Annotated in this window: 13 protein-coding genes; 5 read left to right on the top strand and 8 right to left on the bottom strand. The window is 68.8% G+C overall.

The features are described 5' to 3' along the window. Nucleotides 1–22: 22 nt before the first annotated feature. Nucleotides 23–2,614, top strand: coding sequence for an ATP-dependent chaperone ClpB (clpB, locus tag BUE42_RS12105; protein ID WP_073465350.1), 2,592 nt, complete (start codon nt 23–25; stop codon nt 2,612–2,614). A gap of 6 nt (nt 2,615–2,620) precedes the next feature. Here the strand turns inward: clpB and BUE42_RS12110 are convergent, their stop codons facing one another. Beyond that, nucleotides 2,621–4,009 carry a hypothetical protein gene (locus tag BUE42_RS12110; RefSeq protein ID WP_143171453.1) on the bottom strand — a complete coding sequence of 463 codons (1,389 nt, stop codon included), beginning with the start codon at nt 4,007–4,009 and terminating at the stop codon, nt 2,621–2,623. Between the two features lie 197 nt (nt 4,010–4,206). On the opposite strand from BUE42_RS12110, the gene nadB reads away from it, so the two are divergent. Then, a complete protein-coding gene (nadB, locus tag BUE42_RS12115) occupies nt 4,207–5,823 on the top strand; it encodes an L-aspartate oxidase (protein ID WP_073465352.1) in 1,617 nt (538 codons plus the stop codon). Here nadB and BUE42_RS12120 read toward each other — a convergent pair. From BUE42_RS12120 to BUE42_RS12140, 5 genes are all read right to left on the bottom strand, one after another. Further along, the gene (locus BUE42_RS12120; RefSeq protein WP_073465353.1) at nt 5,820–6,107 is read right to left on the bottom strand and encodes a late competence development ComFB family protein; all 288 of its coding nucleotides are present in this window, start codon (nt 6,105–6,107) and stop codon (nt 5,820–5,822) included. The genes nadB and BUE42_RS12120 overlap by 4 nt on opposite strands. 110 nt (nt 6,108–6,217) lie before the next feature. Beyond that, a complete protein-coding gene (gene nadC / locus BUE42_RS12125) occupies nt 6,218–7,090 on the bottom strand; it encodes a carboxylating nicotinate-nucleotide diphosphorylase (protein WP_073465404.1) in 873 nt (290 codons plus the stop codon). Then, nucleotides 7,090–8,199, bottom strand: coding sequence for a quinolinate synthase NadA (nadA, locus tag BUE42_RS12130; protein ID WP_073465354.1), 1,110 nt, complete (start codon nt 8,197–8,199; stop codon nt 7,090–7,092). Before nadA ends, nadC begins: the two co-directional genes overlap by 1 nt. Before the next feature lie 32 nt (nt 8,200–8,231). Then, nucleotides 8,232–9,497, bottom strand: a complete 1,266-nt coding sequence (locus tag BUE42_RS31585; RefSeq protein ID WP_083614087.1) for a roadblock/LC7 domain-containing protein — start codon at nt 9,495–9,497, stop codon at nt 8,232–8,234. Between the two features lie 96 nt (nt 9,498–9,593). Then, nucleotides 9,594–10,421: an AraC family transcriptional regulator gene (locus BUE42_RS12140; RefSeq protein ID WP_083614088.1), complete on the bottom strand. Its 828-nt coding sequence runs from the start codon at nt 10,419–10,421 to the stop codon at nt 9,594–9,596. Between the two features lie 96 nt (nt 10,422–10,517). Here BUE42_RS12140 and BUE42_RS12145 point away from each other — a divergent pair, with 96 nt between their 5' ends. From BUE42_RS12145 to BUE42_RS12155, 3 genes are all read left to right on the top strand, one after another. Then, a complete protein-coding gene (locus BUE42_RS12145; protein ID WP_073465355.1) occupies nt 10,518–11,744 on the top strand; it encodes an MFS transporter in 1,227 nt (408 codons plus the stop codon). Between the two features lie 155 nt (nt 11,745–11,899). After that, nucleotides 11,900–12,640 (top strand): HipA family kinase, encoded by a 741-nt coding sequence (locus tag BUE42_RS12150; RefSeq protein WP_073465407.1) that lies wholly within the window; start codon nt 11,900–11,902, stop codon nt 12,638–12,640. Beyond that, on the top strand, nt 12,637–13,461 hold the full coding sequence (locus BUE42_RS12155) for a DUF3037 domain-containing protein (protein ID WP_073465356.1): 825 nt from the start codon (nt 12,637–12,639) through the stop codon (nt 13,459–13,461). Before BUE42_RS12150 ends, BUE42_RS12155 begins: the two co-directional genes overlap by 4 nt. Before the next feature lie 3 nt (nt 13,462–13,464). On the opposite strand, the gene BUE42_RS12160 is transcribed toward BUE42_RS12155, so the two are convergent. Together BUE42_RS12160 and BUE42_RS12165 are read right to left on the bottom strand one after the other, a co-directional pair. After that, nucleotides 13,465–14,331: a sugar phosphate isomerase/epimerase family protein gene (locus tag BUE42_RS12160; protein ID WP_073465357.1), complete on the bottom strand. Its 867-nt coding sequence runs from the start codon at nt 14,329–14,331 to the stop codon at nt 13,465–13,467. An 11-nt stretch (nt 14,332–14,342) separates the two neighbouring features. Further along, nucleotides 14,343–15,530: a dihydrodipicolinate synthase family protein gene (locus BUE42_RS12165; protein WP_073465358.1), complete on the bottom strand. Its 1,188-nt coding sequence runs from the start codon at nt 15,528–15,530 to the stop codon at nt 14,343–14,345. Nucleotides 15,531–15,552 lie beyond the last annotated feature (22 nt).

Genomic DNA, 15,552 nt, shown 5'->3' on the forward strand with positions numbered 1-15,552 from the left:
CTGCAATCGGAGGATTCGTCCCATGCGACTCGACAAGCTCACCACCAAGTTCCAGGAAGCGCTCGGCGAGGCCCAGAGCCTCGCGCTGAACCGCGACAACCCCTACATCGAGCCAACACACTTGCTGGCCGCAATGCTGGCCCAGGCCGACGGCCCGAAGGCGCTGCTCGATCGCGCTGGCGTCAATTCATCGAAACTGCAATCCGCGCTCGACAGTGAGCTGCGCAAGCTGCCGCAGGTGCAGGGCGGTGAACAGGTGCAGGCCAGCCGAGAACTCGGCGCGCTGTTGCAGGCCTCTGAAAAAGAGGCCACCAAGCGCGGCGACCAGTTCATCGCGAGCGAGATGTTCCTGCTCGCCGCGACCGATGCCAAGTCGGCGATCGGCCCGTTCGTCAAGGAGCACGGCCTGACCCGCAAGTCGCTCGAGGCCGCGATCGACGCGGTGCGCGGCGGCCAGAAGGTCGACAACGCCGATGCCGAAGGCCAGCGCGAAGCCCTCAAGAAGTACACCATCGACCTGACCGAGCGCGCGCGCCGCGGCAAGCTCGACCCGGTGATCGGCCGCGACGACGAGATCCGCCGCGCGATCCAGGTGCTGCAGCGCCGCACCAAGAACAACCCGGTGCTGATCGGCGAGCCGGGCGTCGGCAAGACGGCGATCGTCGAGGGCCTGGCGCAGCGCATCGTCGCCGGCGAGGTGCCCGATTCGCTGAAGAGCAAGCGGGTGCTGGTGCTCGACATGGCCTTGCTGCTGGCCGGCGCCAAGTTCCGCGGCGAGTTCGAGGAACGGCTGAAGTCGGTGTTGAAGGAAGTCGCGCAGGACGAGGGCCAGACCATCGTCTTCATCGACGAGATCCACACGATGGTGGGCGCCGGCAAGGCCGAGGGCGCGATCGACGCCGGCAACATGCTGAAGCCGGCGCTCGCGCGGGGCGAGCTGCACTGCATCGGCGCGACCACGCTGGACGAATACCGCAAGTACATCGAGAAGGATGCCGCGCTGGAGCGCCGCTTCCAGAAGATCCTGGTCGGCGAGCCGACGGTCGAGGCCACCATCGCGATCCTGCGCGGGCTGCAGGAAAAGTACGAGGTGCACCACGGCGTCGAGATCACCGACCCGGCGATCGTCGCCGCGGCCGAGCTGAGCCACCGCTACATCACCGACCGCTTCCTGCCCGACAAGGCGATCGACCTGATCGACGAGGCCGCGGCCAAGGTCAAGATCGAGATCGACTCCAAGCCGGAGGTGATGGACAAGCTCGACCGCCGGCTGATCCAGCTGCAGATCGAGCGTGAGGCCGTCAAGCGCGAGAAGGACGAGGCCTCGCAGAAGCGCCTCGGCCTGATCGAGGAAGAGATCGTGCGCCTGCAGCGCGAGGCCGCCGACCTCGAAGAGATCTGGAAGGCCGAGAAGGCAGCAGCCCAGGGTTCGGCCCACGTGAAGGAAGAGATCGACCGCATCCGCTTCCAGATCGAGGAGTTCAAGCGCAAGGGCGATTTCAACAAGGTCGCCGAGCTGCAGTACGGGAAGCTGCCGGAGCTGGAGAAGGCGCTGAAGGACGCGCAGGCCACCGAGGTCCGCAAGGGCGCCGATGCGAGCCGCCCGCAGCTGCTGCGCACGATGGTCGGTGCCGAGGAGATCGCCGAGGTGGTCGCGCGCGCCACCGGCATCCCGGTGTCGAAGCTGATGCAGGGCGAGCGCGAGAAGCTGCTGCAGATGGAAGGCAAGCTGCATGAGCGCGTGGTCGGCCAGGACGAAGCCATCACCGCGGTGGCCGATGCGATCCGCCGCTCGCGCGCGGGCCTGTCCGATCCGAACCGCCCGACCGGCTCGTTCCTGTTCCTCGGCCCGACCGGTGTCGGCAAGACCGAGCTGTGCAAGGCGCTGGCCGGCTTCCTGTTCGACAGCGAGGACCACCTGATCCGCATGGACATGAGCGAGTTCATGGAGAAGCATTCGGTGAGCCGGCTGATCGGCGCGCCGCCCGGGTACGTCGGCTACGACGAGGGCGGCTACCTGACCGAGGCGGTGCGGCGCAAGCCGTACAGCGTGCTGCTGCTCGACGAGGTCGAGAAGGCGCACCCCGATGTCTTCAACGTGCTGCTGCAGGTGCTCGACGATGGCCGGCTGACCGACGGGCAGGGCCGCACGGTGGACTTCAAGAACACGGTGATCGTGATGACCTCGAACCTGGGCTCGCACCAGATCATGCAGATGGTGGGGCAGGACCCCGAGGCCATCCGCGCGGCGGTGTGGGAAGAGGTGAAGCAGCATTTCCGCCCGGAGTTCCTGAACCGCATCGACGAGACGGTGGTGTTCCATGCGCTGGACGCGAAGAACATCGAGGCCATTGCGCGCATCCAGCTGAAGACGCTGGAGCAGCGGCTCGACAAGCTCGAGATGAAGCTCGACGTGTCAGCGGCCGCGCTGGCGGTGCTGGCGAAGGTCGGCTTCGATCCGGTGTTCGGTGCACGGCCGCTGAAGCGGGCGATCCAGCAGAAGATCGAGAACCCGGTCTCGAAGCTGATCCTCGAGGGCAGGTTCGGGCCGAAGGACGTGATTCCGGTGGATGTGAACGGGACCGAGTTCAGCTTCTCACGCGTCGTGCACTGACCTGTTTCAGTCGAGCAGGTTGTCCATCCGGACGACCTGCAGCCGCACCAGCGTCAGGTTCGCGTGCGTCTTGTCGAGCACCGCGTGCAGTGCCAGGCCGGGATGGTTCGGCACCGCGCGCAGCAGCAGGTGGTGCGCGCCCAGCGTGATCGCGGCCTCAGGCACCGCGTGGCCGAGGCCCATCGTGCGGGCGGTGGCCGTCATCGCGCCGAGCAGTGCCGCCCCATGGTGGGCCAGGATGTCGGGTGAGGGCCGCGCGCCGGCATGCACCAGGTCGCGGCCGCTGGCGATGTCGAACACGCAGCAGCTGACCATGCCGGTCAGCTCGATCAACTGGTTCACGTAGCGCTGCAGCGGCGAATCGGGCTGCGTCGGCGCCACCGGCCGGGTCGGCGGCATCGGCCGCATCGCGGTCGACGAGGGCGCGAACATCGCCTGCTGTGGCGTCGGCGGCATCGCCGCGTACGAGGTCGGGTAGGCCACCGCGGGTGGCGTCGCCAGCGGCAATGTCGGGGTGGGTGCCGCCAGCGCAGCCGGCACCGACGGCGAGAACGACCCGCTGGGCCGCGGCGCCATCGGCGGCATCGCGTTCAGGCCGGGCGGCGGCGCCGGCGTGCCGGCCGGCCGCGCGCCGACACCTTGCTCGCGCAGCTTGTTCCAGGTGCCGCTGATGAAGCCCCAGGCATCCGCCGGCCGCGTCACCTGCGGCGTGGTGCGCACGTTCACGCCGGTGCCGCGGGCCATGTCGGTGGCGAAGCTGGTCAGCGTGGCGGTGGTCGCCGTCAGCGGCAGCAGCAGCATGTGCCGGTTGAACCACGGGCCGCTGACCATCGCTTCGTGCAGCGGCTTCAGCGTCGATTCGAGCAGGTGGGCCGGCAGCGCGCCGACCATCAGCACCGCGAGCTGGCTGTAGCCCATCAGCACGCGCGCGAGCGCCTGGCGCGCCACGGTGTCGGCATCGGCCTGCGTGGTGTACAGCCGCAGCAGGTTGCCGTCGGCCCCGGGGAAATCGACGAACTCGAGCGTCGCGAGCGGCGTGCCGTAGCCCTGGCGGCGGATCACGAGCTTCTGCAGCGTGCGGTTGCTGGCGGTGGCCACGCCGGCCAGCAGCTTGCGCGACGACACGGTGCCGACGTCGTGCAGCGCGATGTAGTCGGGTTGCAGCAGCTCGAACTGCTGCTGCATCGCCTCGGCCGGGTCGCACGAGACGAACAGCTCGCGCTGGTCGGCGCTGACCTGGCGGCCGATGTCGCGCTGCCCGTCGGCCGCGTCGTCGTCCGCATCGGCGAGGAGTTCGGTGGTCACCTGGGTCTGGGCCCGTGTCGCCTGCCAGCCGTCTTCGACGCCTCCACCCTGGGGATCGGTACCGGTGGAAGAAGGGGGGATGCTCGACATGGGACCTGCTGCTGGGGATGACCTGACGGGGCAGTGTAGAAGTTTGTTTCAGGATGTGACAGGGGCAAAGGTCGCAAAAAACATGTCGTTGCTCCGCCGACTTGGGGCTTGACGCGCGGCCCCGCCTTTGCCATGGGTGCCACGGGGGCCATGGGCGCGCCGATAGAATCGCCCACCTCCTACTTTGCGTCCGCCTCATGGCCCCGTCGCGCGCTGAAGCTGTTTCTTCCCTGCCGGTCGTGATCGTCGGCGCGGGCCTGGCGGGATTGACCGTCGCGCTGCACATCGCGCAGACCCGCCCGGTGGTCGTGCTGGCCAAGCGCAACCTCGACGAGGCCGCCACCGCATGGGCGCAGGGCGGCATCGTCGGCGTGCTCGGCACCGACGACAGCATCGAATCGCACGTGCGCGACACGCAGGACGCCGGCGCCGGGCTGGTCGACGAGCACACCGCGCGCTTCATCGCGCAGCACAGTGCGCAGGCGATCGAATGGCTGGTCGAGCGCGGCGTGCCGTTCTCGCCCGACCCCGAAGGCCCGCTCGGCCTGCACCTGACGCGCGAAGGCGGCCATGCGGTGCGCCGCATCGCGCATGCGGCCGACGCGACCGGCAAGGCCATCCACGACGTGCTGCTCGACGAGGTGAAGCGCCACCCGAACATCCGCATGCTCGAGCGCTGGATGGCGGTCGACCTGATCACCTCGCGCCACCTGAAGCGCGACGAGCTGCCGCGCTGCTACGGCATCTACGCGCTCGACATCGACAACCAGCGCGTCGAGACGCTGGCCGCGTCGGCGGTGGTGATGGCCACCGGTGGCGCCGGCAAGGTGTACCGCTACACGACCAACCCCGACACCTCCACCGGCGACGGCATCGCGATGGCCTGGCGGGCCGGCTGCCGGGTCGGCAACATGGAGTTCATCCAGTTCCACCCGACCTGCCTGTACCACCCGCAGGAGCGCAGCTTCCTGATCACCGAGGCGCTGCGCGGCGAGGGTGGCCACCTGCTGCTGCCCGATGGCACCCGCTTCATGCAGGCGCACGACCCGCGCGGCGAGCTGGCGCCGCGAGACATCGTGGCCCGCGCGATCGACTTCGAGATGAAGAAGCACGGCGTCGACTACGTGCTGCTGGACGCGACCCACCTGGGCGCCGAGTTCCTGAAAGAGCATTTCCCGACCATCCATGCGCGCTGCCTGAAGCTCGGCATCGACATCACGACCCAGCCGATCCCGGTGGTGCCTGCCGCGCACTACACCTGCGGCGGCGTCGTCAGCGACCTGCACGGGCGCAGCGACCTGCCGGGGCTGTATGCGGTGGGCGAGACCACCTACACCGGGCTGCACGGCGCGAACCGGCTGGCCAGCAACTCGTTGCTCGAGTGCGTGGTGCTCGGCAAGACCTGCGCCGACCACATCCTGTCGAACGCGCCGAGCGAGCAGCCCGGGCTGCCGGCCTGGGACGAGAGCCAGGTCGAGAACGCCGACGAGCAGGTGGTGATCGCGCACAACTGGGACGAGCTGCGCCTGCTGATGTGGAACTACGTCGGCATCGTGCGCACCACGAAGAGGCTGGAGCGGGCGCTGCACCGCATCGATCTGCTGCGCAACGAGATCGACGACTACTACGCGAACTTCCGCGTCACGCGCGACCTGCTGGAGCTGCGCAACCTGGTCGATTGCGCCGAGTTGATCGTGCGCTCGGCGCTGATGCGGCACGAGAGCCGCGGGCTGCATTTCAGCCGCGATTTCCCGCGCACGCTGCCGGTCAGCTTCCCGACCATCCTGGTGCGGCCGGCGACGAGCCGCGGCTAGTTCCGGGCTTTCATCGCGGTGCGGGCCAAGACGAACTGGAACGCGAAATCGACCGCCTCGCTGATCGCCACCTCGATCACGTGGCGCTCCTTCTCGCTCAGGTAGAACGAGAAATCGACCGCGTGCCGGATGTAGCGCGGCGGTAGCCGGTTCAGCGCGACGCAGGCGATGTCGGCGAGCAGCTCGCTGCCATGCAGGTGCGGGTGCTGGGTGGCGGCCGCGGACACCGCCTCGAAGACGGCGCGCTCGTGGTAGTTGAAGATCGTGTCGAAGTCTGCGCTCATGGGGTCCGCCATTCGGTCAGGATGTCCCATCGACTGTAGTCAGTGCGGGCCGCGCCGGCCATCCCGAGAGTGCGGCAAAAGTCCGCGCCGACGGCGACTCTCACCCGCAGTCAGATCCGCTCGAGCACCCGCATCGAGTAGTCGGTGGCGCGCACGTCCTTCGTCAGCCGGCCGATCGAGATGCGGTCGACGCCGGTCTCGGCGATGCGCCGCACCTGGTCGAGCTGCACGTTGCCCGAGACCTCGAGCAGCGCGCGGCCGGCCGTCACCGCCACCGCCTCGCGCATCAGCGCCTCGTCGAAGTTGTCGAGCAGCACGCTGACCGCGCCGGCCTCCAGCGCCTCGCGCAGTTGCGCGATGCCTTCGACCTCGATCTGGATGTCGACGCCCGATTGCAGCGCCTGCGCATTGCGCAACGCAGCCGCCACGCCGCCGGCCGCCGCGATGTGGTTCTCCTTGATCAGGATGCCGTGCCACAGCGCGAGCCGCTGGTTCTGCCCGCCGCCGATGCGCACCGCGTACTTCTGCGCGAGCCGCAGCCCGGGCAGCGTCTTGCGGGTGTCGAGGATCGCGCAGCCGCGCGGGTTCGGCGACGCGCCGGCGATCGCGTCGACATGGCGGCGCGTGACGCTGGCGGTGGCCGACAGCAGCTGCAGGAAGTTCAGCGCCGGCCGCTCGGCCGACAGCAACGCGCGCGCGTCGGCCTCGATGTGGCAGACCAGCGTGTCGGGTGCCATGCGCGCGCCTTCGTCGACATGCCAGTCGATCGCGGCCTGCGCATCGAGCGCGCGCACGCAGCCGTCGAACCAGTCGCGGCCGCACAGCACCGCGTCTTCGCGCACCAGCACGCGGGCGCGCACGCGGCGCCCGGCCGGCACGAGCTGCGCGGTCCAGTCGCCGCGGCCGATGTCTTCGGCCAGCGCATCGCGGATGTTGCGGGTGCGGGCCTGTTCCAGCGTCTCGTTGAACTCGAAGGCGATCATCATGCGGCACCGATGTTCTTGACCATGCCGAGCTTCTGCGTGCTCGATGGGTTGGCCTTGACGAAGTCGAGCATGCGGTCGATGCAGCCGAGCGCCTGGCTGCGCACCGGCTCGTCGACGTGGATCTCGCCGCTGCCGTGTTCCAGGCAGGCGACGACGCCTTGCAGCGCGTTCATCGCCATCCACGGGCAGTGCGCGCAGCTCTTGCAGGTGGCGCTGCTGCCGGCGGTGGGCGCCTCGATCAGGATCTTGTCGGGCGCGAGCTGGCGCATGCGGTGCAGGATGCCGTTGTCGGTCGCGATGATGAAGTGCTTGGCGTCCATCTGCAGCACGGCGTTCAGCAGCTGCGAGGTGGAGCCGACCATGTCGGCCTGCTCGACCACCGATTTCGGCGATTCCGGGTGCACCAGCACCTTCGCGCCGGGGTACTCGGCCTTCAGCAGGTCGAGCTCCAGGCCCTTGAACTCGTCGTGCACGATGCAGGCGCCGTTCCACATCAGCATGTCGGCGCCGGTTTCTTCCTGGATGTAGCGGCCGAGGTGGCGGTCGGGCGCCCACAGCACCTTTTCGCCGCGATCCTTCAGGTGCCGCACGATCGCGAGCGCACAGGAGCTGGTGACCATCCAGTCGGCGCGCGCCTTCACGGCGGCGCTGGTGTTGGCATAGACGACGACCTTGCGGTCGGGGTGGGCGTCGCAGAAGCGCGCGAAGTCGTCGGGCGGGCAGCCGAGGTCGAGCGAGCAGGTCGCGTCGAGGTCGGGCATCAGCACGCGCTTGCCGGGGCTCAGGATCTTCGCGGTCTCGCCCATGAAGCGCACGCCGGCGACGACCAGCGTCTTGCTCGGGTGGTCGCGGCCGAAGCGCGCCATCTCGAGCGAATCGGCGACCAGGCCGCCGGTTTCCAGCGCCAGGTCCTGCAGGTCGCCGTCGACGTAGTAGTGGGCGACCAGCACCGCGTCGTGCTGGGCCAGCAGCGCCTTCGCGCGGGCCTTGTGGTCGGCGCGGCCGGCGGGCGTCAGCGGTTCGGGCACCTTGGCCCAGGCGTGGGCGGTGCAGGTGGCGCCGGCTGCGTCTTGCAGCGGGTAGTCGAAGAGAACTTCTTGGCTCATCCCCGCATGTTATCGAAGCCCCGCAACCCTTTTCAGGACAGGCTTTGTTCTGCCTCCATCAGCTTGTAGCGCGCCAGCGCCAGGTTGCTGCGCTGCTTGTCGAGCAGCGCGAAAATGAACAGCCCGCCGTGCCGCGACAGCGAACGGATCAGGTGGTGGCGCGTCGGCGTGCTGGTCATGATCTCGTGCACCGCATCGGTCAGGCCCATGTCGCGCGCGTGGCGGTCGTGCACGCGCAGCACCTGGGTGCAGGCAGCAGCCGCGAGGTCGATGTCGACCGGGTGCTCCTCGCGCACCTTCTGCGTGACGACCAGGCCGGTCGCGGTGTCGACGACCGCGCAGCCCAGCAGGCCGTCGACCTGCAGCATGGCGTCGAGCGCGTGCGCCGCGCGCTGCGGGTCGAGCACCGCGCGCACCGGCGCCTTCGTGACGGCGCTGCTCCGCAGCGACGACTCGGCGGCTCCGGCCGCCGCGGCCGCATCGAGGTCGGCGACCTTGATCGGGAAGCCGTCCGGCCCCTGCACCGACGCGAGCGCGGCGACCGGCGGCGGGCCCCAGACCGGCTCGGTCTTCACGCGGTTCCACTGGCCCAGCAGCGCATTCCACACCGCCGACGCGCTCGACAGCGATTCGTTCAGCACCTGCACCTTGAGCCGCTGCGGCCACTGGATCATGCCGATCTTGTTGGCGATCCACACGCCGTTCGGCGGCAGCATGAAGAGCAGCGTCGGGCAGCGCCAGCCGGGCTGGTTCACGGCGTCGTACAGCGTGTTGAGCATGCCGTCGATCGCATGCGGCTGCATCGCGCCGACGATCACCGCGGTCATGTGGCTGCGCTCCATCAGCGCGACCGGGATCGCGGCGTTGTCGGGACCCGGCGCGCGCACGTCGGCGTGGTAGATGCGCAGCAGGCCTTCGTCGCGCCGCTCCAGCGTCGTGCGCTCGATCATCGCGAGCGTGCGCAGCGTGGTGTGTTCGCGCAGGTGCAGCCGCTCGATCGGCCGGCCGCTGGCGTCCGACAGCGCCTTCACGACGGCACTTGCCCAGACGCCGGTCGGGTCGTGCAGCGCGATGTGGCGGGTGGCGGTTTCCAGGTCGGCGCGGGTGGCGGCGAAGTGCTCGCGGATCGCCTGGGCCGACGAGCCGGTGACGACCAGGTCGCGCAGGTGGCGGTCGACCATCTGCCCCTGGTCGTTCACCTCGGTGGCGATGCTCTCCATGATCGAGGTGGCGGCGAAACCTGGCTTGCGATCCCCGGGTTGATCGCCGCGCAGGTCTCCGAACAGCGATGACAACATGGGGTGCTCCCGGCAGTTGATGCCGTCCAGTCTAGGGGGAGGGGCGCATCCGGCCATCCCCAAATTGACTACCCCCTTGCGGGGGAAGGGGTTGCCCTAGCTGAAGAATCGGCTCGGCGGCGCGCCGACCGAGCGGCGCACCATCGCGCTGAAGGCGCTCGCGCTCGCGTAGCCCAGCTCGGCGGCGATCACGCCCATCGGCTGCTTGCGCGCCGCCATCGACAAGGCCTTGGCCAGCAGCACCTGCTGGCGCCATTGCACGAAGGTGGTGCCGAGTTCCTGGCGGAACAGCCGCGCGACGGTGCGCGGGCTGGCGCCGGTGTCGCGCGCCCAGCCGTCGAGCGTGGCATGGCGTGTCGGATCGTCGAGCACCGCCTCGCAGAGCGTGCGCAGCCGCTTGTCGGTGGGCAGGTCGACGCCCAGCCGCACCGGGCGTGCACGGCGCAGTTCGTCGAGGATCAGCGCGCTCAGCCGCTGCTCGCGCTGCAGCGTGTCGTGGTCGAGCGGCGGGCCGCCGTCGGGCAGCACGTTCATCTCGAGCACCAGCGCGCGCAGCAGCTCCGAGACCTCGAGCACCCGGCACTGCCGCCACGGCGCCTGCCCGGCCGGCGCAACGCCCGGGCCGCTGCGCCCGCGCGGCTGCAGCAGGTACAGCGTGCGCAGGTCGGCGTCTTCGACGACGCTGACGGCGTGCTCCATGCCGGCCGGGATCCACAGCGCACGCGACGGCGGCACGAGGTAGGTGCCGTGCTCCATCGTCAGCCGCACGACGCCGGTCGACGACAGCGCGACCTGCGCCCACGGGTGGTCGTGCGGCACGACCCGGGTGTCGGTGCTCAGGTGGTGCTTCTTCGCACGCAGCGGGCGCTGCGGCGTCGGCGTGTAGAGGTGCGGCGTCAGCGGGCCGATCGGTGGGGTAAGCATGGTTGGCAGGATCTCGACAAGGATTGACAGGCTATCGCAATCCGGCCGCGCCGTCACTGCCTACCATCGGGGCTCGATTTCACCTGCAGAACCCGCATGAACACCCTGGCCGCCCCGGCACCCGCATTGCGCAAGGACGCCACCGTCATCGGCCTCGTCGGCCTGGCGCACAGCATCAGTCACTTCAGCCAGCTGCTGCTGGCGCCGCTGTTCCCGTGGCTGAAGGATGCCTTCAACGTCGGCTATGCCGAGCTCGGGCTGCTGATGTCGATCTTCTTCGTCGTCTCGTGCATCACGCAGGCGTTGTCGGGCTTCGTGGTCGACCGCTTCGGGCCGCGGCCGATCCTGTTCGGCGGGCTGGCGCTGCTCGGGCTGGCGGCGTTCGGGTTCTCAATCAGCACCAGTTGGTGGATGCTGGCGGCGTTCTCGGTGCTGGCCGGCATCGGCAACGGGGTGTTCCACCCGGTCGATTTCACGCTGCTGAACCGCAAGGTGCACCCGTCGCGGCTCGGCCACGCCTTCAGCGTGCACGGCATCACCGGCAGCCTGGGCTGGGCGCTGGCCCCGGCCATGCTGGTGCCGCTGACGCTGGCGTACTCGTGGCGAGTGGCGCTGGCCTGTGCCGGCGTGCTGGCGTTCACGGTGCTGGTGGTGCTGTGGTTCAACCGCGAGAAGCTGGCGCTCGACACGGGGGTGCCGGCGAAGGCGTCTGCCGCGCAGCCGGGCGGCGGCAGCCTCGACTTCCTGCAGATCCCGGCGGTCTGGATGTGCTTCGCGTTCTTCTTTTTCTATGCAATGGCGCTGAGCGGCGTGCAGGCCTTCGCGCCCGAGGCGGCCCGCCTGCTGCATGACGTGCCGACGCAGCTGGCTGCGATCTGCCTGACGGTCTACATGGTGTGCAGTGCCGGCGGCATGGTGGTCGGCGGCTTCCTGGTGACCGACCCGGCGCGCTGCGAGCGCATTGTCGGGGCCGGCTTCGGCGTGGCCGCGGCGATCGCGCTGGTGCTCGGCTTCGCGGCGATCCCGGCGCTGGCGGTGCCGGTGCTGTTCGGTGCGATGGGGTTCGCGGCGGGCATCGCCGGGCCGTCGCGCGACCTGATCGTCAAGCGCTCGGCGCCCGACAACGCGACCGGCCGCGTCTACGGCGTCGTCTACTCGGGGCTGGACATCGGCCAGGCGATCGCGCCACTGCTGTTCGGCACGCTGATGGATTTGCACCGGCCGGCGCAGGTGTGGCTCGGGATCGCGGTGGTGCAGGGCGTGCTGATCGCCAGTGCGTTCAATGTGCGGCGGGTTCGCCGGACGGTACTGGTGGCGGCCTGAGCACCAACGCTGACCCGTCGCCAACGCTCGACATGATTGGCAAGATTTGACACCACCCGACCGGTGCGGCTCAGAATGGCCCGCCTGTCAGAGGCCGACCTGGGGTTGAAGCGCCCGAACGTCGTGTCAAGTCTCGGTCGATGTCGAGGAGCGTCATGCCAGAGGAGCCGCCAGCAGTCCTACAGATCGTCGAAGTTCTCGGGCCCAGTGACCAGGGCAGAACCATCCCCTTCAGATGTCGGGCTGAAGACGGGGCTCTCTACTATGTCAAGGGTCAGCAAACCGATCGAGCCAGCCTCTGGCGAGAGTGGATCGCAGCACACCTTGCCAGTGCATTGGGACTACCGTTGCCCCCGTTCAGCCTGGTGCAGATCGACGAAGCGCTGCTGGCAGAGCTGCCTCGATCGTGGCAATGCGTCGGCTGCCTGCCGGCCTTCGGATCGAGACATCACGATGCTTCGATCTGGTTCGAGGTGGCATTGCTGGATCAGGTCCCTCCCGCCCTGCAGCAACGGGTGCTGTGGTTCGACTGGTGGATCCGCAACATGGATCGCCTCGCGGCAAACACCAACCTGCTTTGGGATGCGAATCACAAGAAGCTCGTGATGATCGATCACAACCTGGCGTTTGATCGGGACTTCGACGCGGCCAAGTTCCTGGACCTTCACATCTTCGCGTCCCAGTGGCCCGTCATTGCCAACGACTTGTTTCTGCGAGACGCGTTGCGGCAGCAGATGAACGAGGTCATGCCTGTCGCACGATGGGCCTGCAATAATGCGCCTCCAGAGTGGAGTTGGGCGAACGCCGAGATGGACGTTCCGTCCAACTTCGATCCCGAGGATGCCTTGGCCACTTTGGCCCGATGTGCCACCCCTGAGCTATGGAGGACTGAATGACGAAGTTTGCGTGTCGCTACGCCGTTGTTCAATTCATGCCCTACAGCCAGACGGGTGAGTTTGCCAACATCGGCGTCGTGCTGGCCTGCCCGGTGACCGGGTATTTCGGGTTCTCGTTGCAGACTCGCAAGTACGCTCGCGTCACGGCCTTCTTCGATGACCTGCCACGAAACGTCTACCTGACGGCAGTTCAGGCCATCCAAGGGGAACTGAACCGGATTCGCACGCTGATCGAAGGCGCCTCAGGCCGGCAGCGGGCCGAGCACGTCCGAGAGGTCTTCGATGCATTGGTTCATCCGCGAGAGGCCATCATTCGGTTTGGCACGGCACGAGCCGTGCTTGCAAGCTCGCCTGAAGCGGAGCTGAAACGCTTGTTCGACGACTATGTCGATCACGCATTCGTCACGCCGGAGTACGCGGAACGGACGCTCACCAGGCAACTGACCGACTTGCTGGGCAGCCTGAATTTGCCGGAGCCGTTCCGTGAAGAGCGAATTGGCAACGATGAGGTTCATGCGCGATTCCCCTTCGTCCAGCGTCGGGGACAGGTGCTGCACAAGGTGATCAAGCCGTTCAATCTGGCGCAGGGTGAACCGAACAGCATCTACGATCACGGTGATTCGTGGGTGACCAAGGTCAAGCGCCTTCGAGAGAGGGATCTGTTGCCCCAGGACGTTCTGTTCGCGGTGGCGGGGCCTCCTGAAACCGACGTGAAGCGGTACCTGGCGTTCCAGGAAATCTGTTCGGAACTCACTCAGTTGGGCGTCGAACCGGTTGATGAAAGATCACGAGAGCAGATCGTTCAGTTCGCCTTGAACTGAGCATCAAATGGCGCTGCGGTGCCGCACGATGCAGGTGTCCAGCACCTCCCCGCCCGGCCGCTTCCACCAATCCTCGCTGGAGAAGATCTCCACCTCGCTGTAGCCCGCGTAGCCGGCGTCTTCGACCCAGCCGCGGATGCGCGGGATGTCGATCACGCCGTCGCCCATCATCGCGCGGTCGTTCAGCAGGTCGCGCGTCGGCACGCGCCAGTCGCACACATGAAAGGCCAGCAGCCGCTCGCGGCCGGCACGTTCGATCTGCGACTGCAGCTTCGGATCCCACCACACGTGGTACACGTCGAGCGCCACGCCGAGCGCGCCGCTGCGGCCGGGGTCGAGCGCATCGCACAGGTCCAGCGCCTGCTCCATCGTGTTGACGCAGGCGCGGTCGGCCGCGTACATCGGGTGCAGCGGCTCGATCGCGAGCGGCATGCCGGCGCGGCGCGAATGCTCCAGCGTCGCCGCGATGCCGTCGTGCACCTCGGCCCGCGCTGCGCCGAGGTCCTTGTGCGCGGCCTGGCCCGACAGCGCGCCCGGCAGCCCGCCCACCACCAGCACCAGGCAGCGCGCGTTCAGCGCCACGGCCTCGTCGACGGCGCGCCGGTTGTCGTCGAGCGCGCGCTGCCGACCCACGGCATCGGCCGCCGGGAACATGCCGCCGCGGCAATAGCCCGACAGCTCGATGCCGGTGTCGCGCACCAGCCCGGCGATCTTGTCGAGCCCGGCCGCGGCCACCTGGTCGCGCCACGGCGAGATCGCGCGAATGCCCCGGGTCGCGCACTCCAGCACGATGCGGTCGAGCGGCCATTGCGCCCGCACCGTCGCGGTGTTGATCGACAGCCAGCGGTGGTCGGCGCTGAAGTCCCTCATGTCAAGTCTCGTCAGGCGTCCACGCCATGCAGGCCCAGCAGATGCCGCATGCGCCGGGCCGCCAGCTCCGGCTGCTCGATCAGCCCGGCCTGGTCCGCCAGCCGCAGCAACTCGGCCAGGTGCGGCAGCGAACGCGTACTCTGCTGCCCGCCGACCATCGCGAAATGGTCCTGGTGCCCGTTGATCCACGCCATGAAGACCACGCCGGTCTTGTAGAAGCGCGTCGGCGCCTTGAAGATGTGGCGCGACAGCGGCACCGTCGGCGCGAGGATCGCGTGGAAGCGGCTGCGGTCGTTCAGCGCCAGCGCCGCCAGCGCCGCGCTCGCGGCCGGCGCGATCGCGTCGAAGATGCCGAGCAGCGCGTCGCTCTGCCGCTGCGACGGCGCGCTGCCGACCTCATCGCCGGCGATCAGCTCCGCGTAGTTGAAATCGTCGCCGGTGTACATGCGCACGCCGGGCGGCAGGCGGCGCCGCATCGCGATCTCGCGGTCCTTGTCGAGCAGCGAGATCTTGATGCCGTCGACCTGCGCCGGGTTCGCTTCGATCACTGCCAGCGCGGTGTCCATCGCGCGGTCCACGTCGGCGCTGCCCCAGTAGCCGGCCAGCGCCGGGTCGAACATGTCGCCCAGCCAGTGCAGGATCACCGGCTCGCGGGCCTGGCGCAGCAGGCGGCCGTAGGCGTGCAGGTAGTCGTCCGGGCCGCGCGCCACGCGGGCCAGCGCGCGGCTGGCCATCAGGATCAGCCGGCCGCCCAGCTTCTCGATCGCGGCCATCTGCTCCTCGTAGGCACGGATCACGTCGTCGACGTTGCGCGCCGCGTCGGGCGCGAGCTGGTCGGTGCCGCAACCGCTCGCGATGCGCGCGCCGGGCACGTCGCGTGCCGCATCGAGCGAGCGCGCGACCAGCTCGAGCGAGGTCGGCCAGTCCAGCCCCATGCCGCGCTGCGCGGTGTCCATCGCCTCGGCCACGCCCAGGCCCATGCGCCACAGGCGCTGGCGACAGGCGATGGTGCGGTCCCAGTCGATCGCGCACTGCAGCCACGGGTCGATCGGCGCGAGCGGATCGGCCACCACGTGCGCCGCCGAGTACGCGATGCGGTTGAAGGCCGGCTCGGCCGGTGCGCGCCAGGCCTCGCGCGCCGACAGCGTGTAGCGCGCGAGGCGGCCGTCGGGTTGCGGCAGGTTCAGTGTCAGGCTCATCGCAGTCCCCCGCGTCGTCATC

Source organism: Rhizobacter sp. OV335 (assembly GCF_900142965.1).
Classification (GTDB): domain Bacteria; phylum Pseudomonadota; class Gammaproteobacteria; order Burkholderiales; family Burkholderiaceae_C; genus Rhizobacter.

What these genes read in the sequence shown, in the direction of transcription:
- BUE42_RS31585 (WP_083614087.1), bottom strand. Translation starts at nt 9,497, where the DNA reads ATGTTGTCATCGCTGTTCGGAGACCTGCGCGGCGATCAACCCGGGGAT.
- BUE42_RS12155 (WP_073465356.1), top strand. Translation starts at nt 12,637, where the DNA reads ATGACGAAGTTTGCGTGTCGCTACGCCGTTGTTCAATTCATGCCCTAC.
- BUE42_RS12150 (WP_073465407.1), top strand. Translation starts at nt 11,900, where the DNA reads ATGCCAGAGGAGCCGCCAGCAGTCCTACAGATCGTCGAAGTTCTCGGG.
- BUE42_RS12160 (WP_073465357.1), bottom strand. Translation starts at nt 14,331, where the DNA reads ATGAGGGACTTCAGCGCCGACCACCGCTGGCTGTCGATCAACACCGCG.
- nadB (WP_073465352.1), top strand. Translation starts at nt 4,207, where the DNA reads ATGGCCCCGTCGCGCGCTGAAGCTGTTTCTTCCCTGCCGGTCGTGATC.
- BUE42_RS12120 (WP_073465353.1), bottom strand. Translation starts at nt 6,107, where the DNA reads ATGAGCGCAGACTTCGACACGATCTTCAACTACCACGAGCGCGCCGTC.
- clpB (WP_073465350.1), top strand. Translation starts at nt 23, where the DNA reads ATGCGACTCGACAAGCTCACCACCAAGTTCCAGGAAGCGCTCGGCGAG.
- nadC (WP_073465404.1), bottom strand. Translation starts at nt 7,090, where the DNA reads ATGATCGCCTTCGAGTTCAACGAGACGCTGGAACAGGCCCGCACCCGC.
- BUE42_RS12110 (WP_143171453.1), bottom strand. Translation starts at nt 4,009, where the DNA reads ATGTCGAGCATCCCCCCTTCTTCCACCGGTACCGATCCCCAGGGTGGA.
- BUE42_RS12140 (WP_083614088.1), bottom strand. Translation starts at nt 10,421, where the DNA reads ATGCTTACCCCACCGATCGGCCCGCTGACGCCGCACCTCTACACGCCG.
- nadA (WP_073465354.1), bottom strand. Translation starts at nt 8,199, where the DNA reads ATGAGCCAAGAAGTTCTCTTCGACTACCCGCTGCAAGACGCAGCCGGC.
- BUE42_RS12165 (WP_073465358.1), bottom strand. Translation starts at nt 15,530, where the DNA reads ATGAGCCTGACACTGAACCTGCCGCAACCCGACGGCCGCCTCGCGCGC.
- BUE42_RS12145 (WP_073465355.1), top strand. Translation starts at nt 10,518, where the DNA reads ATGAACACCCTGGCCGCCCCGGCACCCGCATTGCGCAAGGACGCCACC.